Here is a 19,457-nt window from a genome sequence, read left to right as displayed (position 1 = left end):
GGTGACAGCACTGAAAAATCAGACCGCGTGGCGCTCGATTCAAGCGCCACGGCCTTTCCCGGCGTCCTCCTGCAGAGCGCCGACCACCCGGGTATTGGGGGTCAGCTCACTCATACCCCTGCACCCCGGCAATGTGCCGCCCGGCGACATAGCCAAAGGTCAGCGCCGGCCCCAGGTTGATGCCGCCCGACGGGTACCAGCCACCAAACACGCTGGCCATGTCGGTACCTGCTGCATACAGGCCTGCAATCGGTTGCCCCGCCTCATCCAGTACACGGGCATTGCCGTCGGTGCGCAACCCGGCAAAGGTGCCAAAACAGCCGGGCTTTACTTTCACCGCATAGAACGGCCCGTGCTCGATGGGCGCCACGCAAGGGTTAGGGCCCTTGTGCTGTGGGTCACCCTGCTTGCGGTTGAACGGCGTGGAACCGCGGCCAAACGCCGGGTCCTGGCCGTTACGGGCATGGGTATTGAAGTCAGTGACCGTGGCGCGCAGCCCGGACGGGTCAATGCCGCAGGCCTGGGCGAGCTGCTCGAGCGTAGCGCCGCGTTTCAGGTAGCCGTTGCGCACATGCGGCCCTACCGGCAGCGGTGCCGGGCGGGCATGCCCCAGGCCATAGCGGCGCAAGAAGCGATGATCGCAAACCAGCCACGAGCACACCTCCTGGCCCTGCGGCACTGCAGCGACCATGGCCGACACATAGTCGTAATAGCCATGCGCTTCGTTGACGAAACGCTTGCCGTTGGCCAGCACGCCGATAACGCCCGGTTTGCCGCGCTCGATAATGTGCGGGAAGTGGCCGACGCTGCCGTCGCGATACGGCACCTGTGAAACCGGTGCCCAGGCCACTGGCGACTTCAGGTCGGTGGCAACCACGCCGCCGGCGGACTCGCCCAGCCGCAGGCCATCGCCAGAACACCCCTTGGGCGGCAGCGCCAGGTTGTCGTGGCCGCTGGCATCGCGCGGGAACAGTTGCTGGCGCCGGGCGTTGTCATTGGGGAAACCGCCTGCCGCCAGCACCACGGCCTTGGCGCGGATCAGCTGCTCGCCCTGTGGCGTCGCGACCCACGCCCCGCGCACCTGGCCACCCTCGATCAGCAGGCGTTTGGCCGGCGCCGACGCTTGCAGGTGCACACCCAGGTCCTGTGCCGATTTAGCCAGGCGCGCCACCAGTGCCACACCGTTGACCAGGTGCATGGCCCGACCATGGCGGGCCAGGTGGTACAGGTGGCGGCCAAAGCGCTTGCACACGTGCAGCAGGGCTTTGGGCGAGCGGGTCATGTTGAGGAAGGCGGCAAGGTCGGCACCGGCCATGATCGGCATGCCCATGAACGAGGTTTCGCGCATGGTCTTGCGCAAGCGTGGCAGCAGGGCGCCAACCTCGCGGGCATCGTAGGGCGCGGCGATCACCTGGTGGCCGCCAAGGGCTGCGCCTGGCGTATCGCCATGCATGTCCGGGATGCCGTTGCCGTCGGCAAACTGCAACGCCGTGTACTTCTCGAAAAACGCCACCATATGCGGGCACGCCTCAAGGAAGGCATCGACGCGCTCGGCATTGTAGTTTGCCCCCAGCTCATGGCGCAGATAAGTCCGCGGCTGTTCGATGTCTTCCTCGATGCCGGCCCTGCGCGCCAGCGGGTTGCGTGGCACCCAGGCCCAGCCGCCGGACCAGGCGGTGGCACCGCCAAACACCGGTTCTTTCTCCGCCACGATCACCTTCTGCCCATGCCAGGCAGCCGTGACGGCCGCCGCCAGCCCGGCGGCGCCAGAACCTATGACCAGTACATCGCATTCGGTTTCGAGAGGAGCGGAAGGCATTGCGGGTTTCCTGTGCTTTTATTAGAACAATGTTCCACATTCTTATCAGCAGCGGGTGGTCCTGCAAGGTCAGGTTGGTCATGTCAGGCAAGAACTGGGCGATCATCGGACATTCGGGGTGGCCCGAGCTGCGCTGGCTAGCGACGATGTGGAATCATCTTCTAGAATTCGCAAAAAAATCAGGGACCTGTGACATGGCTGGTAGTCAGATCGAACGCGCCTTCAGTCTTGTAGAAAGCCTTACCGGTGAACCCCAAGGGCTGCCGTTACAAACCCTGGCCGAGCGCCTGGACATTCCCAAAAGCGCTGCCCACCGCATGCTCACGGAGCTGGTGCGGCTGGGCTACGTGCGCCAGAACCGGGAAAACAGCCGCTATCAGCTGTCGGCCAAGTTGGTAGCGCTGAGCTTTCGTTACCTGGCCAGCAGCGGTGCCGACATCATCCAGCCGATTCTTGACCGCCTGGCCCAGGACAGCGGTGAACTGGTGCGCCTTGGGGTAATCGACGGTGCCCGGCAAACCTGGATCGCCAAGTCTCAGGGGGCCCGCTCCGGGCTGCGCTACGACCCGGATATGGGGCGCGACGCGCCGCTGTTCTATACCGCCTCCGGGCACGCCTGGCTGGCCAGCCTGGACGATGAGCAGGCGCTGCAGATGGTGTTGCGCCAAGGTATTGCCGACCCCGACCAGTTCGGCCCGAACGCGCCACGTTCCACCGACGAGCTGCTCGCCTACCTGCACCGCGCCCGCGAGCGTGGTTATGCCTGGGTCGAGGAAACCTCCGCCATCGGCACCTCAGCCCTGGCCGCAGTGGTGCGCCGCCCGCAAAGTGACGAGGTGATTGGCGTGCTGAGCATCGCCGGGCCCAGCGCGCGGCTGGCACAGAGCCGCCTCGCAGCGCTGGCACCGCTATTGTTGTCGGCGGCAGAAGAGCTGTCGGCGGCCAGTCCCGCCAGCGAGCTGTTTGCCTGAGGGAATATTCCGGTCGATTACCGCACAGTCTGTTGCGCCCGTTCTTCTGAAAAGCTGAACTTGGTTCTAAATTGTCGAGTATGAATTTTGGAACCCGGTTTCAGAATTTCATAACAACAATGACAAGAGGACAGGCTGTTGAACGCACCCCTTCGTATTGCCTTGATTGGCGCCGGCATCATGGGCCGGCAGCATTACCAGCACTTGCGCAATGTGCCGCAAGCCCAACTGTGTGCGGTAGCCGACCCCGGCCCGCAGGCCGAGGCCTTCGCTGCCGAGTGCGGTGTGCCATGCTTTGCCGACCACCGGCAAATGCTGGAGCAGGTGCGCCCCGAGGCAGTGATCGTCGCCAACCCCAACACCCTGCATGTCGCCACCGCCCTGGATTGTGTCGAGGCCGGGGTGCCAGTGCTGGTGGAAAAACCGGTGGGCGTGAACCTGGATGAAGTGCGTGCACTGGTGGAAGCCTCACGCCGCCGAGGTGTACCGGTGCTTGTAGGGCACCATCGCCGACACAATCCGCTGATCGCCAAGGCGCACCAGGTGATCAACGAAGGCAAACTGGGCCGTCTGATCAATGTCACCGCGCTGTGGCAACTGCAAAAGCCCGACAGCTATTTCGAAACGCCCTGGCGCCGCGAGCCAGGGGCCGGTTTCTTGCTGACCAACCTGATCCACGACCTTGACCTGTTGCGTTACCTGTGCGGCGAAGTGGTGCAGGTGCAGGCCTTCACCCGCAACGATGTCCGCGGTTTTGCCAACGAAGACAGCGCCGCGGTGCTGCTGCAGTTCGCCAACGGTGCCCTGGGCAGCCTGACCGGGTCTGACGCGGTGGCTGCACCGTGGAGCTGGGAGCTGGACGCTGGCGAAAGCCCCGTGTACCCGCGCCAGGATGGCCAGCCGTGCTATCTGCTGGCCGGTACCCAAGGTGCACTGAGCATTCCCCAGCTCAAGCGCTGGCATTACGCCGAGGCAGGCTCGGGCTGGCATACGCCCCTGTTGCAAAGTTCGGAAAGCATCCCTGCCGGCGAGGCATTGACCCTGCAATTGCAGCATTTTGTGCGTGTTGCCCGGGGTGAACAGGCGCCGCTGATCGACGCTGCCGACGGGGGGCGCACACTGGCGCTGATCGAAGCGATACGACAGGCAGCCCAAAGCGGTCGGGCTTGCGCGCCCGCGCACATTGGCTGATACAACCTTACTATTGCTGGTGATGATAAATGACTGATCGAATTTTTTCCCTCGCGGCCCTGACGGTGCTCGAGCTGTCTCCACCGGACATGGTCGAGGTCGCCGCCCGAGCGGGTTACAGCCATGTCGGCCTACGGCTGGTGCCAGCCACCGAACAGGAGCGGCATTTCCCGTTGGTTGCCGATGCCGAACTGCGTCGGCAAACCCAGGCGCGCCTGCGCGACACGGGCATCAAGGTGCTCGACCTGGAGATCCTGCGTCTTGAACCGGCAACCTGTGTGGCCGATTTCGAAGCGATCCTGGCGGTGGGCGCCGAGCTGGGTGGCACTGAATTGCTGGTAGCGGGCAACGACCCCGACGAAGCGCGCCTGACCGAACGCTTTGCCGCATTGTGCGAGCTGGCGGCGCAATACGGCATTCACCCTCACCTGGAGTTCATGCCCTGGACCGACGTACGTGACCTGCGTCAGGCCATGCGGGTGGTGGCCAACGCCGACCGCGCCAATGGCTGCGTACTGGTGGATGCCTTCCACTTCAACCGCTCCGGCTCTTCGCTGGACGACCTGGCGCAACTGAAGCCGAAGCGCATGCGCTATGCCCAACTGTGTGACGTTGCTGGCCCGGTACCGGCCGACATGGACGAGATCCTGCGCCAGGCGCGTAACGAGCGACGCTTCCCGGGTGATGGCGATGCCGATCTGGTTGGCCTGTTACACGCCTTGCCGCCGAGCGTGCCGCTGAGCCTGGAAATCCCCACGCGGCAATTGCTGGAGCAAGGCGTCAGTGGCGAACAGCGCGCGCGCATGGCGCTGGAGAAAGCCCAGGCGGTATTGGCCGCGGTCTGATCGAGCGAACGTGGCGCATGGCACCGGTTACGCCACGTTCGCGAGTGAACCCACACCGAACGCTGCATTGTCGTTGTCCGCTTCTCAAGAAACTCCAAGCCAAAAAAAGGGCCCGCAAGGGCCCCGTAGAGGTAAGTGGCTAGCGCTCTCAGGCGCTCTCGACCTTGCGCGGTGCCATGAAATACATCCACACCAACGCCAGGAAGTACATGGCCGGGATCATGGTAAACAGCACGGCATAGTTGTTGTTGGTAGCGGTCAGCACGCTGCCGACAATCTGCGTCATGAACATCCCGCCAATTGCCGCACACATGCTGCCGAAGCCGAATACGGTGCTCACCAGATGCTTGGGTGTGTAGTCCATCACCAGGCTCCAGATATTCGCCGTCCACGCCTGGTGCGCGCCTACCGCGATCGAGATGGCCGCCACCGCGACCCACAGTCCACTGGCGTTGGCAGCAAAGATGACGCTGAGCATGGTGCAGGCAAAGATCAGCATGGACACCAAGCGCGCTGTTGTGGCACGCACGCCACGGCCGATCAGCCACGAGGACAGAATGCCTCCCCCGATACTGCCGAAGTCTGCCGTCAGCCAGATGATGATCAACGGGATGCCCATCTGGGTCACGTTGATGCCCAGGCTGTATTGCTGGTTCAGGAACGGCGGCAGCCAGTACAGGTAGAACCAGAACACCGGCGCGGTAATCGCATAGGCCACTGCAAAAGCCCAGGTGCCACGCAGGCGCAGGATGCGGCTGAACGGCACGCGGGTCGGCTCGGGCTCGTCATCCTGCTGGATGTACTGCACCTCGCTCTGACGCACGCGGGGGTGGTCTTCCGGGTTGTAGTATTTCAGCACCCAAAACACGACCCACACCAGGCCCAGGCTGCCCATGGCGATGAACGCAGCCTGCCAGCCCCATACAGCCAGGATCAGCGGCAACAGCGCGGGGGTGACCATGGCGCCAACATTGGTACCGGCGTTGAACAACCCCGTTGCAATCGCCCGCTCACCCGCCGGGAACCACAGGCGCACGGTCTTGACGCAGGCCGGGTAGTTGGCGGCCTCGGTCAGGCCGAGGATGAAGCGGCAGACCATGAAACCTGCAGCCGAGGTGGCCAGGCCGTGGGCACCCGTGGCCAGGCTCCACAGCAGTACAGCGAAGAAGAAGGCCCGTTTGACTCCGACCTTGTCGATCAGCCGGCCTTGCAGCAAAAAGCCGATGGCATAGCCGACCTGGAACCAGAAATTGATGTTGGCGTAGTCCATCGCCGTCCAGCTCATTTCCTTGGCCAGCACGGGCTGCATGATGCCAAGGGCGGCGCGGTCGATGTAGTTCAGGGTGGTGGCGAAGAACACCAGGGCGAGCATGCCCCAACGGGTCTTGCCGACGCCGAAGGCGCCGCGGAGCTTGTCGCCGATCGAGCCCTGGGACATCCGGGGCGCGGCGGGGGGGATCTTGGAGTGGTTCATAGACTGCTCGTTTCTTGAAATTGTATTCAGCTGCGGTGCTACGGGTGCGTGACCGTTTCCCAGGCAGGGGGGCACGCAAGGCCGGTGCATGGTGAGCAGTGAAGACGGCAGCGTCAATTCAAGAGACGGGCTACTGTTCGGTTATCGAACGGTTGCGTTGGCCGGCGGGCGCGGCAGGTATTCACGTCACTGAAGGGTAGAAGGCTTTGGCCTTGGTTGCCTGATGGGCGCAACACCGACGTCAATGATCTGCACAGCCCGCGCTCAACGCTCTACCGGCCAGATACCCGAAGGTCATCCCTGGCCCGAGGGTAATGCCGCCGCTCGGGTAGTACCCACCCATCACGCTGTGCATGTCGTTACCCACCGCAAACAAACCGGGTATCGGCTGCCCTGCGTGGTCCAGTACGCGGGCTGAGGCGTCTGTATCCAGGCCGGCGAAGGTGCCAAGGCTGCCTGGCAGCAGTTTCACCGCATGGAACGGCCCCTTCAGCAACGGCCGAAGCGACGGGTTAGGTACCTGCTGCGGGTCGCCTTGGGCCCGGTTGTAGGCCGACGCGCCACGCAGAAAGGTAGGGTCTTCACCTTGTGCCGCGTGATGGTTGAAGCCCTCCACCGTGCGCTGCAACTGCTCGGCGTCGATCCCGCAGCGCTGTGCCAGTTGCGCCAGGGTAGCGCCGCTGTGCAAATAGCCACTGCGCTGATAGAAGCGGGTAGGGAAGGGAAAGGGCTTGGCCCAACCGATGCCATAGCGCCGTTGCGCAGCATGGTCGCAGATCAGCCAGGCCTCCGGCTGCTCAGCCTGCGGCGTGGCGGCGAACAGCGCGTTCATGAAGTCGTGGTAGCAATCGGCTTCGTTGACGAAGCGCCGACCATCGCGGCGCACGGCGATGAAACCGGGCTTGGCACGGTCGATCAGGTGTGGGAAATGGCCGAAATGGCCATTGCGGCGCGGTACCTGCGATACCGGCGCCCAGGCGCCCCCGTGGGCGCCTGCCGCAGACACCCGCCCACCCGCCTGTTCGCCCAGGCGCAAACCATCACCGCTATTCTCCCTGGGCGCAGCGGAGTAATGCTGGTCACCGTCCGGCGCGTGCGGCATCAGTTGCGAGATACGCTGGCGATCATGTGGGAAGCCACCGCAGGCCAGCACCACACCACGCCGTGCGTAGATCGCTTGGCCATCGGCAAACAGCGCGCCGTTGACCCGTTCTTCGCACAACAACAGACGGCTGGCCGCTTTCTCGGTCAGCAATGTCACGCCACGATCAAGGGCGCTGCGCAGCAGGCGCGCCACCAGCGCGTTGCCATTGACCAGATGCAAGCCGCGACGGTGCAGCAGCAAGTCTCGGCCATGGCGCAACAGGCGCTTGCCAACATGCAGCGCTGCCTTGGGCGAGCGTGTGGCGTTGAAGAAGGCAGCCATGTCGGCGCCCCCGGCAATGCCCATGCCGGCCAGGCTGACGATGTCCAGCGGTGGGCGTAACTTGTGCAACCAAGGCCCTAGCCGTCGCCCGTCGTAAGGTAATGCACACAGCGAGCGACCGCCGCGTGCACTGCCATCGCCTTCACGCATGTCGGGCATACGGCTACCGCACTGGAACTGCACGGCTGTGTGCTGCTCGAAGAACGCCACCATTTCCGGACCATGGCGCAGGAAGGCGCGTTGACGCGGGTCCAGCTCGCGGGTGTGGGTTTGCGCACGCAGATAGCGCTCCGGGGCATCGTCGGCTTCGACGATGCCTTCGGCGATGGCCAGCGGGTTGCGCGGTATCCACAACCACCCCCCCGACCAGGCGCTGGTGCCGCCCAGCTGGCTGGCTTTTTCCGCGACGACCACTGTCAGGCCATGATGCGCGGCGGTTACGGCGGCAGCCAGGCCAGAGGCGCCGGAGCCGATGACGAGTACGTCACATTCAAGGGGGGGCATGGAAGGGGTCCGCTCGGATGTTGGAAGAAGTGGCGTGTGGCTTACTGCAGCGGTGAGAAACCGGTCGGGCGCAGCAGCCGCGATTGCAGGCGCAGTACCGCGCCCAGCTCGCGGTTGCGTCGCGAGAATTCCGCCCAGCGCGAGTCTGCCGCCATGGCTGCGCGGCGTGCCATGCGGTCGTCGAGGCTGGCATAGCCCCAGATGTGCACCACTTGGTTGACGTCGCCGAACTCGCTGGTGAAAAAGCCCACCAGGTTGCCCAGGTGTTCGCTCTGCACCTCGAGTGCGTGGCTTTGGTACAGGGCCAGCCAGTCGGCCATTTTCAATGGGTCGAGGGTGTAGGTTCTCAGTTCGTAGTACATGCCGGGTTCTCCGTAGGGGTAGCCGGCGCCTGCAGGCGCGCGGTGACGTGGTTGGCAGCAAGCCAGCCGAAGGTGAGGGCAGGGCCCAGGGTGATGCCGGGGCCGGGGTAGGTGCCCTTCATCAGTGAGTTCATGTCGTTGCCGACCGCATACAGCCCGGGAATCGGCAAGCCGTTGCGGTTCAGCACGTTGGCATCGGCGTTGGTCACCAGGCCACGGGCTGAACCGAGGTCGCCGGTGTGAATGCGGATGGCGTAGAACGGCCCCTTGGTAAGGGGTGCCAAGCATGGGTTGGGCGTATGTTGTGGGTCGCCCATGTAGCGGTTGTAACTGTTGCCGCCTTTGCCAAAGGCGTGGTCGATGCCATTGCCGGCATCGCTGTTGAACTGTGAAAGTGTTTGCGCAAACACCTGTGGATCGACGCCGATGGCCAGGGCCAGTGCCTGCGATGTGGTGGCCCGGTACAGGTAGCCTGCGTCGATCAACGCCTGGTTGTTGACGGGCTTGGGCCGCGCCAGGCCAAGCCCGTAGCGGTTCATTGCCTCGGCATCGCAGACCAGCCAGCAGCTGGCAATGCCTTTGGCGAACATTGTGTGCACGAAGTGGTGGTAGGAGTCGGACTCGTTGACGAAGCGCCGCCCGGTTTGGTCTACCGCAATCACGCCCGGCTTGGCGCGGTCTGTGACCAGGTGCGGGAAGCGCTCACGTTCACCATCGGCATGACGTAGTTCGGAAACCGGTGCCCAGAAGAAGTTGGCCGCCAGGCCCTCGCCCTCGGCTGCTGCCACGGCCTGGGCAAGGCGCAGGGCGGCTCCGTCGTTGGCCGGTGGTGACAGGGTCAGGTGCGGCGCCTTTTGAGCCGGGCGGTAGTCGGCGGCCATTGCGCCTGCTGCGAATCCTCCCATGGCGCACACCACGCCACCACGGGCCATTACCCGCTCACGTCGGCCCTCGCGCTGTACGACCACGCCCGTGATCACGCCGCGCTCGGCGATCAGCTCCACGGCTTCGCTGCGCAACCACAACTGCGTGCCGTGGGCGAAGGCGCTGGTGGCCAGGCGGGCGATCAATGCGTTGCCGGTGGTAAGCCGGGTGCCGCGTGGGTGCTGCAGGCGGTCGCGCGCGTAACGCGCCATCAACTTCAGGCAATGCCACAGCGACCTGGGTGAGCGGCGAATGCTGAGGAAATGCTGGATATCCACCCGGTTGACCATCATGCCGCCGAACAGCAGCATGCCGGGCGGTGGCATCTGCAGGTCCTTGAAGCGTGTGCCCAGGCGCTTGCCGTCGTACTCGACCATTTCCAGCGCCCGGCCGAACTGAGTGGCACCGGGTGCATCCGGGTAATAGTCGGGCGAGAGTGGGCGCAGGGCATAACGCAGTTCGGTGTTCTGCTCCAGCCAGCGCAGCGCCTGGTGGCCATGCTCGATGAAGGCGTCGCCCAAGGCGGGGTCGTAGCCGTCGCCGATGACCTGCTTGAGGTAGGTGCGCATTGCCTCGGGGGAATCCTTGGCGCCGGCGTCACGGGCTTGGTCGGTGCCGTACAGCCACACCGCGCCGCCAGAAATCGCCGAGGTGCCGCCAAAGCGTTCGGCTTTTTCCACCACCAGCACCTTCAGCCCACGGCGGGCCGCGGTGGCGGCAGCGGCAAAACCACCGGCACCGCTGCCCAGCACAACCAGGTCGAAGCTGTTGTGTGTGTGCTCCAGAGTCGTCATGGCTTCAGATCTCCAACGGTGTGACGCCCATGAAGGCGCCAAGGTGGCCCAGTTGGGCGAAGGCCATTTCCGGGCCAGTCTGGATCCTGCAACCTACTTGCCGCGCGCGGTTCAGCAGCGGGGTGATCTCGGGTGAGGTGACCACGTCGGCGACCAGGGTGTCTGGCTGCAGGGTAGCCAGCAGGGCGGCGGACAACGGCAGCTCTGCGCGGGTGCCCATGCCGACTGGGGACGCGTTGGCCACCAGGTCGAAGTCTTCCAGCCCACTGAACTGTGTGCTGACCGTAAGCCCGGGGAAGCCGTTGCCGAGCAGTTCGCATACCGCACCCATGCGTGCGGTGCTGGGGTCGCAGAGGGTTATGCTGGCGATCCCTGCCTCAGCCAGTGCATAGGCAATGGCACTGCCAACACCGCCGCAACCGATCACCAGTGCCCGTTTGCCCGCCGGCTCGAAGCCATGCTTGTGCGCAGCGCCGAGGAAGCCGGCGCCGTCCACATTGTCGCCCAGCAGGCGTCCGTCGCGCTCGCGACGTATCACATTGATCGAGCCCAGGGCAGCCGCGCGCTCGCTCAGGCCGTCCACGCGGTTGGCCAGCGCCTGCTTGTAAGGCACGGTGACCACGCAACCGCGCAGGTTCTGCCAGCCACGCAGGGTATCCGCAAAGCTGTCCAGCGCCGCCTCGTGCAGGTCGATGGGCAGCATGGCGAGGTTGCAGTTGTTGTGGTTGAACCAGGTGTTGAAGTTTTGCGGGGACTTCACCTGGGCGATGGGCGAACCGACGATGGCGACCAGTTCAGTGGAACCTCGAATCATGCTGACCTCCTTATTGGCGTTGTTATGGCGCCAAGGGTGAGGCAGAGGGGCGTGGGCAACAATGCGCCAAGCGGCCACTTAATGCGATAATCGCAGTCATGATCCGGTTATCGCAGTAATCGGCTGTTTTTGTTCCTCTGGTAGCGAGTCGAATGCATGAACACACCTGCCATCCATCCCCGTGACCTGATCGCGGGCTTGCAGAAAGGCCTGGCGCTGATGCAACTGTTCAGCGCCGAGCAGCCGCGCCTGAGTGTGCCGCAGGCGGCCAGGTTGTCTGGCCTTACGTCCAGTGCGGTGCGGCGGTTTCTGCTGACCTTGGTGCATGAGGGCTTTGCCGAAACTGACAGCCGTGATTACTGGCTGACCCCCAAGGCCTTGCGTATCGGCCAGGCTTATGTGGACTCAGCGCAACTGCCGCGCATGCTGCGGCCGATTGTTGAACAGGTGGCGCGGCAGACCCAGGAGCACGTATCGGTGGGTACCCGCGATGGCGATGAGATCATCCATCTGGTGCGTAGCCGGTATAGCCATGTGGCGTCTTTGTCGATCAGGCCGGGCTCGCGGGTACCGATGTATTGCACGGCCAGCGGGCGAATCTGGCTGGCCTGGCTGGATGAGGGGGAGCGGGACGAATACTTTGCCCGTCACCCGCTGCGGGCGTTGACGCCTTACACACTGACAGACCGGGCGCAGCTGGACGCTGAGCTACAGCGCGTGAAGGGGCAGGGGTTCTGTATCGTTGATCAGGAATATGAAATCGGTATGCGGGTGCTGGGGGTGCCATTGCTGGGGCGGGCCGGCCAGTTGAAAGCCACGCTGACCATCACTACTCATGCATCGCGGTTGAGTATTGATGAGATACGGTTGCGGTATTTACCGACCCTGTATGAGGCGCAGGCGTTGCTTCGGCCAGTGCTGGATTGACGCAGACATGGCGCAGTTTGCGGGCTGGCGCCCTGGATGCGAGAACGGGTCACCCGGAAAGGTGGCTTTGCTTGCCTTTTGGGCCGCTGGACGGCCCAAACCTGTTGACTGACAGGCTTCAGCATCCGGCTCGGTGGCCGGTAGTGGATTTCAATCAATGAGCCAACCCTGGTCCCCCTCGATCAAGGTCCCTCCATGACTGGTAGTGTCACCCTCCCTTGCTGCGGGGTGGCCCTCGATGATCGTGCAGGCAGCGCCGGTTTCGATAACGGCGCCACAACTGATGCGATCGCCCACACGAGCGACGGCCTTGCCATCCACGAATGTTGCATTTGCGCCGGTTTCCACGGTGCCTTCGCCATGGAGCGGGCAGCTATGACGATGGCCTACCAGTACGATGGGTTTCATTTGCGCTTCCTTTTGCCGGGTTGAATGGGGGCTTCCTCAAATGCTTCGGGAGGCGGTGGCGCTGCTCGGACGTTGAACAGGCGGCAGATGCCGTACCAGCAGAGGGCGACGGAGAGGTTGTAGGGAAACAGCACGGCCCAGAACGGCAATTGCCAGTTCTTTTTACCCTGCATTTCACCGGGCTCGCCGGTTCGCCAAGGTGCATAGTGGCGCCAGGCTTCTGCCGGGGTCAGGCAGATGGCGTGCAGTGGCTTGTGCCACCAGTTGGGTTCACCGGGCGGAGGGAGTTTGTCCGGGCCGTGATCCATGAAGTGGCGGAGGTATTCCCATACCTCGGCGACATGCTTGACGCCGGGTTCGGTGGGTTCGTTACTGTCGACCCAGAGGCAGTCTTTTTGGTGCAGGCTGCCGTCTTCGCGGCGGGGGGCGAAGGCGAGGGCATAGCTGGTGGTGAAGGAGGAGCCGCCGAATTCTGTGCGACTGAAAAGACCGCCTGCGACTTGGCTCCAGTCAAATATTATGAGTTTTTTGAATCGCTTATAGTAGATTTTCTTTGTGTGTCGATTTAAATATATGTTCGATAAGTTTTTTATGAAAAGTATTCTGTAGGCTAAGAATGGGGTAAAAATAAAGGGGAGTGAGATCAGGATGGCAACGAAAATGTCGCCGCCGTTGATTGAGTAGTCTATATTTTCATTAATGAGATTGTAACATGATAATACCCAGGTAAATAGAAACATGGCAGTGTAGATTTTTCCCATGAATACAGAGTCGGACACCCAAGGGTTGCGCAGGCATAAGTGTGAACTGGTTGTTTGAATAAGTTGTCCGGAAATTTTTGGCTTGAATCCTGAAGTGTGGGCTTGTTTAAAAAGCCAGATAGTCGCCATAGGTTTAGCGTTCCAGATGAATAGTGGTAGTAGAAGGAGTGTCGTCATCCAGTCCTTGGTTGGCATAGTAATTAATCGTTAGCGTGGCAGACCTGATTTGTCTAGCATCAGTTTTGTAATGAAGTAATAAACCTGCTTGGGTGATATGGCAGTCAGGGTTTATTTGGAGTGGGGTTGTCTGTCTGTCGAGATTCTGGCTCACTAAACTCCCTGACCATTCGCTTTGACCTACTACGAATTCTGGTAAAAGTATAGTTAGCTCGAGTGTTGCGTTTTGTTTAGTGACCTGAGTATGGATAATTGTTGCCCAGTCAGGTGTTGGCCATTTGTTATTTATATCCAAATGTGTCGTTAGGGCGCCTAAGCCGAGCTGCTCAGAGTACGGTGCCAACAATGCTTTCGGTGAGAAAAATTCAATCTGCCATGACTTGATTTCTTCGTGGATGTGGCGAAAGGGTGGCAATTTTTTATCAAAGTCTAACTTTATATTATCCCGTATTTCTCCATCGTTTTCCCTTGTCCCGAAGATGCTTCTGCTGGCCCATAATTCTAAAGGGCTGTGAAGCCGGGAGTGAGCTTTTGAGTAGAGGAATAGACCTCCACCGATCAAAGTTGCTCCGATCAAGGCGATTCCAGCTGCTGTCCAGCCTGCAAAGGGAATGAGGACTGTCGTGCCTGCGATGGCAAGGCTTCCTTCTAGAACAAGAATCGAACCTAAAGCAGTAGTCGCGCTGGCAGCCGCTGTATATAAGCCTGAAATAAGATTGCCGTTCTGCCATTGACGTATTGCCTTAAAAATATCTGAGGAAAACCCCATTATTATCGCCGGGTAGCCTGATGCCCGCGCGAAAAGATTACTCGTCAGAAAGTTGATGATGCCGTTACCAAAGGCCATGCCTGGCGCCGTTGAGATCCACTTCAACATCATGGCCTTTTGCGTCGCCCGCACGCTGACCAATGTCGCCGCCGCTGCACCAATCACCCCGAAAACAGATGAAGCGAACCCCAGGGTGTATTCCGGTGCATCGCTCTTTTGCAGGCTGTTGTAGGCCGTCTTGAGCGATAAGATGTTGAACCACAGCATCCCCGCGTTTAAACCACCACCACCGCCCGAGGTGAGTAACCCAAGGAAGTTGGGTTTCGCACGCGCAGTGGTGGTCAGCTCGATGGACACTGTGCGGCTACCCGAGATGCGCAACGCTTTCATCTCTTCAACCTGCGCCATGCCGCTCTTCAAATACCGCTGCACCTCCTGGCTAAAGGGATTTTCCGTAATGGCCTGCTCGGTGATTCGATAGCGCGCCGCCAGCAACCCCAGCGCTTTCTCGGCATTCGCCTCCCGCGCTGCCAACTGCACCTGCCGCCGCAGGCCATGGCTGGCATCCCATCGGGTCTGCCCGCGCAGTCGCTTGAGCACCACGGTATTGACCGACTGGGCGGTGAGGTCGGTGATATCCGCCATGGCCGGGAAGCGACCGGCGAGCCCTTCGATCACGTTGTCGCTGGCGCCGAACAAGGTGCCGATCGAATCGGCTTTGTCCTTGAACGGGTTGAACGGCGCCAAGGCGGTGTAAAGCGGGCTGTCGTGCTGGTCCAGCCATTGCTCCAGGCGTTTGAAACGCCGGTCATGATCTTCTGTGCCGGGTGTCGGCTGGCCCATTGGGTGAATCAGCAACGCCAGTGAGATTTCCAGACCGCGGGCGGAGGTGCGTTCGTCGCGGTCGTAACAGGCCAGTGCCGCAGCCAGGCTGTAGGGGTTATCAATGTGTTGGGGTTCGGCCGTCGCCAGCCAGGCGTCATGATCGTTGCTGGCTTGCAAGGCCAGGTTGCGCAGGGCGGCAATCCGTCGTTCCAGCGCGTCGCGTTCGGCGAGGAAGCGCCGGTATTTGTCGACATCGAGGCGCTGCGCCAGGCGCGCACCATTGGGGGAATAGTCTTCATGGGTGAGGGCCTGGAAATGTGACTCGGCCGGCGACAGGGCGGGCCCCCGGCGTGACGTGCCCAGCCTGAACGCGGCCAGTTCCGGCGAAGGGGCATCCGCCGGGTACAGGCTTTCCAGCGTCTTGTTCAGCAACATGGCGACCAGGTTGCGATGGTGAAAGTCGCGGCTCTGCGGGCTGAGCTGTTCGGCATCCAGCCGGTAGCATGCCGGCACGCGCTCCTGCTCGGGAGGTTGGGCAGGTTTTGTGTGCTCCAGTTGCTCGGCCGGCATCAGGTCACGCAGTTGATGCTGGTAGGCCGAGACAGACAGGCTCAGGTCCAGGGCCATGCCTTCGGCGTCGGCGAGCGCCACCACCACTGGCACTTTCGGCTGGGTCCAGGGGTAGTGCCGGGCGATGGCATGGAGGTTGCCGATGGGCAAGGTTTCGGTGACCGGGTCGCTGCTCCAGGTCAGCGGCATGCGCCGCTCGGTTGGCTTGAAGTCTTCGACCCAGGTTTGCAGGGCACTCACTGGCAACACATGGGGCTGGGTGGACGGCGCCTGGTTGCCGCTCACCAGCTCGGCCATGTCCAGCTGGCGCATGTGCCGTTTGCGCAGGGCTGCCGAACCAGTGATACGGGCGGTGATGGCGTTGGTCCACAGGTGCGGGCTGTAGCCGATCCACACTTCCTCGGCGGTGTCCTGGCAGGTGTCGGCCCACACCCAGCCGGTGCTCTGGCCGGACAGGTAGCGCTCACGGCGGTGGTAGTCCTCCAGCCCTTGATAGCGCAGCTCCTTGTAGAGGCCCGCGCCGACGTACTCGTGAATGACCAGCTTTTCGCCCCGAGGGCCTTTCATGAACACGTAGACATAGCCCGGGCGCAAAGCGCGGAGGGTGTAGGCCGAGTGCTGCAGCGTGGGGAAGCCTTGTTCCAGGTTGAAGCCTGCATCGGCATAGCGGCAGGCGGGGGCGTCGGCGGTGCGGGGCACGATGGCGTAGCGCACTGGCAGGATGGGCACGCGAGCGCTGCAGGCAGGGCCGGAGGTGGCGCTGCTTACGGAGGCGTTAGTCATGGGCAGGCTCCTTGCTTTCGACCAGTGCCTGGAGCTCGCGAAGGCGGGCCTGGGGCGACTCTTCGAGGTTGGTGTAGATTTTTCCCGCCTTGTCATTGCTCATCAGCCACATGTGCCCGGCTATCAGCCGAATGAATTGGCCCGCAACTTCCTCGCTCCGGAAATTGAGGGCTGTCAGTTGCGGCAGGAGTGTTTCTATCCATAGGCGTATGTCCGCCAAGGTATGGTTGGCATGGGGCGGCATGGCCAAGACCTCATGTGCCAATGAGAGGACAAAGTGCTCGTGCATGCCTGCTTGCAGCCGATCAAGTTCAAGCTGCTGGAGGGTCAAAGGCAGTTCTGATTTTGAGCGGGCAGCAATCGGCTTGTTTTCGTGTGTTTTCCATTCATGAGCCGGCCCCCAGTTGACTCGCCATGCCAACCGAGACACCGGGCCAAGCCAGGCCTTGCGATGGTCGTCGTCCAGCGCATTCAGCCAGGCTGCAAGATGGTCCGGTGTGACATGGTGAGTGGCAACGCTGTGGTCAGGGAGCACGACCTGCACCAGGCTGGTGAAGTGGTCTGCCAGCGCTGCCAGGCCAACCTCGGCATCCAGCGCGATGGCTCCACCGATAGGCATCCAGGTCGTGATTGCATGGGCAAGCAGCTCGTGAGCGTCTGCAACGTCCACCAGCAAAGGCCCAAACTCATGACGGTCATCCAGGGCGCTGTTCTTCCATAACCATGCCTTTTGAGTATTTCGGCTGACAGCGTTTATAAGGTCGAGTACCGATGGGGCATAAGCAGGAACCAGTTCACCTTCCTGCGGGATGGGCCGATAGGCCCAGTTCTCGATTGCACTGGTCATGAGCAGCAGAAAGCGGCAGTTGTGAGCGAAGTCTTCGCTGCGCGGAGGAGGTGATGACAAGGTGGTCATTGGACTTGCCCTCGGATACAGCGGCAATCGGGTAGGGGACAGGAGCCATCAGGGCGGCGCCCACACAGGCGCTCCAGCGGCTTGCCAGTGTTCGGTGCACTGCTGATGGAAAAGGGGCTTGTCGTTCCATTTGCCGACTTGAGCATCTGGCCGGTGATGCGAATCGTCGGGCTGTCCAGTGTGATGCCTGTTTCGTCGATTCGAATGGAGCCACCAGGGCCTTGGATGACCACGGCTTCCGATGCTCGAAGTTCATAACGGCGAGTACGTCTGCGGATATCCCCACGGGCTTCCAGCTCGGCATGCCCTTCGACCCGTTGCTCGAAGTTGCCACCGATACGGGTGTGGTGATTGGCGGCGATCTGATCGTGACGGTGATTGCCGATGTTTTCGACACGGTCCTTGGCGATCCTGATCGTGTGGTTTCTACCGATGTCGAGCGCGGCATCCTGCCCAATGGTGATGCGCTCGTCATTGCCAACCGTTTCCGTACGGTCGTGGCCGATCAGGATCGATTCGTCGTTATCGACCTGCTCTTTGCGGTCATTGCCGACCTGCGTAGTCTCATCATGCTTGACCACATTGTTCTGGTCCCTCTGGGCATGAATGAACACTTCCTCCTGGCCCAGTTCGTCCTCGAAGCGCAGCTCGTTGAAGCCATCGCCCTTGTGGGTCTGGCTCTTGATGGTCATGCGGGTCTTGTGACGGGGAAGGTCGTACGGTGGCAGCTGGTTGCCGCAGTAAGTACGGCCGGTGATCATCGGCTGATCGGGGTCGCCGTTGACGTAATGGATGATCACGTCCTGGCCGATCCGGGGGATGGCCATCGAGCCCCAGCTGCCACCCGCCCAGCCTTGAGACACCCGCAGCCAGCACGAACTGAACTCGTTGTTCTGGCTTTCGCGGTCCCAGGGGAAACTGACTTTTACCCGGCCCCATTCATCGCAGTAGATTTCCTCGCCAGGCGGGCCGACGACGGTGGCCATGTGCGGGCCGTCAACGCGTGGTTTGGGCAACGGAGCTGGGCGCCACTCGGTTCTGCCTGGCACCAGTACCGCCTTTTGCTCGTAACGTGTGCCCTGGTCGGCCCCGGCAGCTTCTTCCTGCAGGCTGGTGGGCTGGCTGCCTTCGTGGTGGACCGTGCTGACCCGCCAATGCACATTCAGGTCTTCGCGCGGGTGGTCGGTCAGGGTGAAACTGAGCCCCGGTTGCAGGCGCACGTCATCGCCCTGGACCTCGGCAATACGCACATCATGGCGCAGCGCTGTGATGCGGTTTTCGGTGAACGGCTTGCCCACGGCATCGCGTTTATAGCGGCCTGGGTAATCGAAGTATTCGTAATCTTTGCTCTGATGCTCCAGGAAGGGCCCGGCGGCTCTGTGCTCCTGGCGGTAGGCCGGGTGGGTGAAGGTGTGGTCGCGCTGCACCTGGCGAGCGGTGCGCACCTGCTCGCTGTAGCGCAAGCGGCGAAGGCAGGGTATGGCTTGATCGCCACCGCTGTTCGCTTGGTACAGGACGCTGTCAGGGCCTACAGGCTCGTCGTCATCGCCGAAACCCTCGTCTTCATGGTCGGCCTTGATGGCGCCATGGCTGATCAGGCCGAGGGACTGCAGCCGATCGGTGATGATCAGCTTGTGCAGCTTTTCACTGTGCGCAAAGCGGTAGACGAAGCCTTCTTCAGCGGCAAGGCGGGCGATGAACGCCAAGTCCGTCTCACCGGCCTGAACGCAGAATTCGCGCACCTGATGGTCCATGCTGGCGCGTAGTTCGTACTGGTCGATGCCTTGACGCTTGAGCATCAGCTCGAGAATTTGCGGAACGGTCTTGTGCTGGAAGATGCGCCAGTTCGAGCGCAGCCTTGCGCGGGCCAGTTGCGGTTCGACCAAGGCGTGATAGTAAGTGCGGTAGAAGCCGCTCTCGCCCTGGCTGAAGCTGCTGACAAGGCCGTGCACGTACCGTACCGGGCGTTCTCCGTCCAAGATGGTGAAGAGCACGGGTTTGTCGAGCAAATGGCCGAAGTCGATGTCGTTTTCGAAGCTGATCAGTTTCAGCTCCAGTTCAAAGGGTGCGCTGATGCCCTCGCGGAGTTCGAACGACACCACTTCGAATGCAGCTTTGCCAACGAGTGCCTCAAAGCTGTAGCGCAAATCAGATTGGCTAGGCATAAAAGATCCTTGTCCGCCGTCTGAATCAACAC

The 19,457-nt window shown here is 62.0% G+C and carries 15 protein-coding genes; 4 read left to right on the top strand and 11 right to left on the bottom strand.

Going from position 1 to position 19,457, the window contains the following annotated elements:
- Positions 1-106: 106 nt before the first annotated feature.
- Positions 107-1,819: an FAD-dependent oxidoreductase gene (locus LU682_RS17630; RefSeq protein ID WP_010953522.1), complete on the bottom strand. Its 1,713-nt coding sequence runs from the start codon at positions 1,817-1,819 to the stop codon at positions 107-109.
- 194 nt (positions 1,820-2,013) lie between these two features.
- Between LU682_RS17630 and LU682_RS17625 the strand changes: the two genes are divergently transcribed.
- The 3 genes from LU682_RS17625 (at position 2,014) to LU682_RS17615 (ending at position 4,826) form a co-directional block, all read left to right on the top strand.
- The gene (locus LU682_RS17625) at positions 2,014-2,790 is read left to right on the top strand and encodes an IclR family transcriptional regulator (protein ID WP_010953523.1); all 777 of its coding nucleotides are present in this window, start codon (positions 2,014-2,016) and stop codon (positions 2,788-2,790) included.
- Positions 2,791-2,928: 138 nt separating this feature from the next.
- Positions 2,929-3,981 (top strand): Gfo/Idh/MocA family protein, encoded by a 1,053-nt coding sequence (locus LU682_RS17620; RefSeq protein WP_010953524.1) that lies wholly within the window; start codon positions 2,929-2,931, stop codon positions 3,979-3,981.
- A gap of 29 nt (positions 3,982-4,010) precedes the next feature.
- Positions 4,011-4,826: a sugar phosphate isomerase/epimerase family protein gene (locus LU682_RS17615; protein WP_010953525.1), complete on the top strand. Its 816-nt coding sequence runs from the start codon at positions 4,011-4,013 to the stop codon at positions 4,824-4,826.
- A gap of 148 nt (positions 4,827-4,974) precedes the next feature.
- On the opposite strand, the gene LU682_RS17610 is transcribed toward LU682_RS17615, so the two are convergent.
- The 5 genes from LU682_RS17610 to LU682_RS17590 form a co-directional block, all read right to left on the bottom strand.
- Complete coding sequence (locus LU682_RS17610; protein WP_012052802.1) at positions 4,975-6,300, bottom strand: MFS transporter; 1,326 nt, start codon at positions 6,298-6,300, stop codon at positions 4,975-4,977.
- Positions 6,301-6,541: 241 nt separating this feature from the next.
- Complete coding sequence (locus tag LU682_RS17605; RefSeq protein WP_010953527.1) at positions 6,542-8,230, bottom strand: FAD-dependent oxidoreductase; 1,689 nt, start codon at positions 8,228-8,230, stop codon at positions 6,542-6,544.
- 41 nt (positions 8,231-8,271) lie between these two features.
- On the bottom strand, positions 8,272-8,592 hold the full coding sequence (locus tag LU682_RS17600) for an NIPSNAP family protein (RefSeq protein ID WP_003250862.1): 321 nt from the start codon (positions 8,590-8,592) through the stop codon (positions 8,272-8,274).
- A complete protein-coding gene (locus LU682_RS17595) occupies positions 8,577-10,310 on the bottom strand; it encodes an FAD-dependent oxidoreductase (RefSeq protein ID WP_010953528.1) in 1,734 nt (577 codons plus the stop codon). Before LU682_RS17595 ends, LU682_RS17600 begins: the two co-directional genes overlap by 16 nt.
- 4 nt (positions 10,311-10,314) lie before the next feature.
- On the bottom strand, positions 10,315-11,124 hold the full coding sequence (locus tag LU682_RS17590) for a shikimate dehydrogenase family protein (protein WP_010953529.1): 810 nt from the start codon (positions 11,122-11,124) through the stop codon (positions 10,315-10,317).
- A gap of 156 nt (positions 11,125-11,280) precedes the next feature.
- On the opposite strand from LU682_RS17590, the gene LU682_RS17585 reads away from it, so the two are divergent.
- The gene (locus tag LU682_RS17585) at positions 11,281-12,051 is read left to right on the top strand and encodes an IclR family transcriptional regulator (RefSeq protein WP_010953530.1); all 771 of its coding nucleotides are present in this window, start codon (positions 11,281-11,283) and stop codon (positions 12,049-12,051) included.
- A 150-nt stretch (positions 12,052-12,201) separates the two neighbouring features.
- On the opposite strand, the gene LU682_RS17580 is transcribed toward LU682_RS17585, so the two are convergent.
- From LU682_RS17580 to LU682_RS17560, 5 genes are read right to left on the bottom strand one after another with little or no spacing between them, the layout of a single operon-like run.
- Positions 12,202-12,459, bottom strand: a complete 258-nt coding sequence (locus tag LU682_RS17580; RefSeq protein ID WP_003250871.1) for a PAAR domain-containing protein — start codon at positions 12,457-12,459, stop codon at positions 12,202-12,204.
- Positions 12,456-13,349, bottom strand: a complete 894-nt coding sequence (locus LU682_RS17575; RefSeq protein ID WP_049588127.1) for a DUF6708 domain-containing protein — start codon at positions 13,347-13,349, stop codon at positions 12,456-12,458. The genes LU682_RS17580 and LU682_RS17575 overlap by 4 nt, the downstream gene beginning before the upstream one ends.
- A gap of 4 nt (positions 13,350-13,353) precedes the next feature.
- Positions 13,354-16,344, bottom strand: a complete 2,991-nt coding sequence (locus LU682_RS17570) for a T6SS effector BTH_I2691 family protein (RefSeq protein ID WP_010953532.1) — start codon at positions 16,342-16,344, stop codon at positions 13,354-13,356.
- Complete coding sequence (locus LU682_RS17565; RefSeq protein WP_049586296.1) at positions 16,337-17,260, bottom strand: DUF4123 domain-containing protein; 924 nt, start codon at positions 17,258-17,260, stop codon at positions 16,337-16,339. The genes LU682_RS17570 and LU682_RS17565 overlap by 8 nt, the downstream gene beginning before the upstream one ends.
- Positions 17,257-19,425 (bottom strand): type VI secretion system Vgr family protein, encoded by a 2,169-nt coding sequence (locus LU682_RS17560; protein WP_010953534.1) that lies wholly within the window; start codon positions 19,423-19,425, stop codon positions 17,257-17,259. The genes LU682_RS17565 and LU682_RS17560 overlap by 4 nt, the downstream gene beginning before the upstream one ends.
- Positions 19,426-19,457: the final 32 nt, after the last annotated feature.

Origin of the sequence: Pseudomonas alloputida (assembly GCF_021283545.2) — a bacterium.
In the GTDB taxonomy this organism is placed as follows: Bacteria; Pseudomonadota; Gammaproteobacteria; order Pseudomonadales; family Pseudomonadaceae; genus Aquipseudomonas; species Aquipseudomonas alloputida.
Note: the sequence above shows the minus strand (reverse complement) of the source record. Positions and strands in the feature narration are given on the sequence as shown.

What these genes read in the sequence shown, in the direction of transcription:
- LU682_RS17630 (WP_010953522.1), bottom strand. Translation starts at nt 1,819, where the DNA reads ATGCCTTCCGCTCCTCTCGAAACCGAATGCGATGTACTGGTCATAGGT.
- LU682_RS17625 (WP_010953523.1), top strand. Translation starts at nt 2,014, where the DNA reads ATGGCTGGTAGTCAGATCGAACGCGCCTTCAGTCTTGTAGAAAGCCTT.
- LU682_RS17615 (WP_010953525.1), top strand. Translation starts at nt 4,011, where the DNA reads ATGACTGATCGAATTTTTTCCCTCGCGGCCCTGACGGTGCTCGAGCTG.
- LU682_RS17610 (WP_012052802.1), bottom strand. Translation starts at nt 6,300, where the DNA reads ATGAACCACTCCAAGATCCCCCCCGCCGCGCCCCGGATGTCCCAGGGC.
- LU682_RS17605 (WP_010953527.1), bottom strand. Translation starts at nt 8,230, where the DNA reads ATGCCCCCCCTTGAATGTGACGTACTCGTCATCGGCTCCGGCGCCTCT.
- LU682_RS17600 (WP_003250862.1), bottom strand. Translation starts at nt 8,592, where the DNA reads ATGTACTACGAACTGAGAACCTACACCCTCGACCCATTGAAAATGGCC.
- LU682_RS17595 (WP_010953528.1), bottom strand. Translation starts at nt 10,310, where the DNA reads ATGACGACTCTGGAGCACACACACAACAGCTTCGACCTGGTTGTGCTG.
- LU682_RS17590 (WP_010953529.1), bottom strand. Translation starts at nt 11,124, where the DNA reads ATGATTCGAGGTTCCACTGAACTGGTCGCCATCGTCGGTTCGCCCATC.
- LU682_RS17585 (WP_010953530.1), top strand. Translation starts at nt 11,281, where the DNA reads ATGAACACACCTGCCATCCATCCCCGTGACCTGATCGCGGGCTTGCAG.
- LU682_RS17580 (WP_003250871.1), bottom strand. Translation starts at nt 12,459, where the DNA reads ATGAAACCCATCGTACTGGTAGGCCATCGTCATAGCTGCCCGCTCCAT.
- LU682_RS17575 (WP_049588127.1), bottom strand. Translation starts at nt 13,349, where the DNA reads ATGGCGACTATCTGGCTTTTTAAACAAGCCCACACTTCAGGATTCAAG.
- LU682_RS17570 (WP_010953532.1), bottom strand. Translation starts at nt 16,344, where the DNA reads ATGACTAACGCCTCCGTAAGCAGCGCCACCTCCGGCCCTGCCTGCAGC.
- LU682_RS17565 (WP_049586296.1), bottom strand. Translation starts at nt 17,260, where the DNA reads ATGACCACCTTGTCATCACCTCCTCCGCGCAGCGAAGACTTCGCTCAC.
- LU682_RS17560 (WP_010953534.1), bottom strand. Translation starts at nt 19,425, where the DNA reads ATGCCTAGCCAATCTGATTTGCGCTACAGCTTTGAGGCACTCGTTGGC.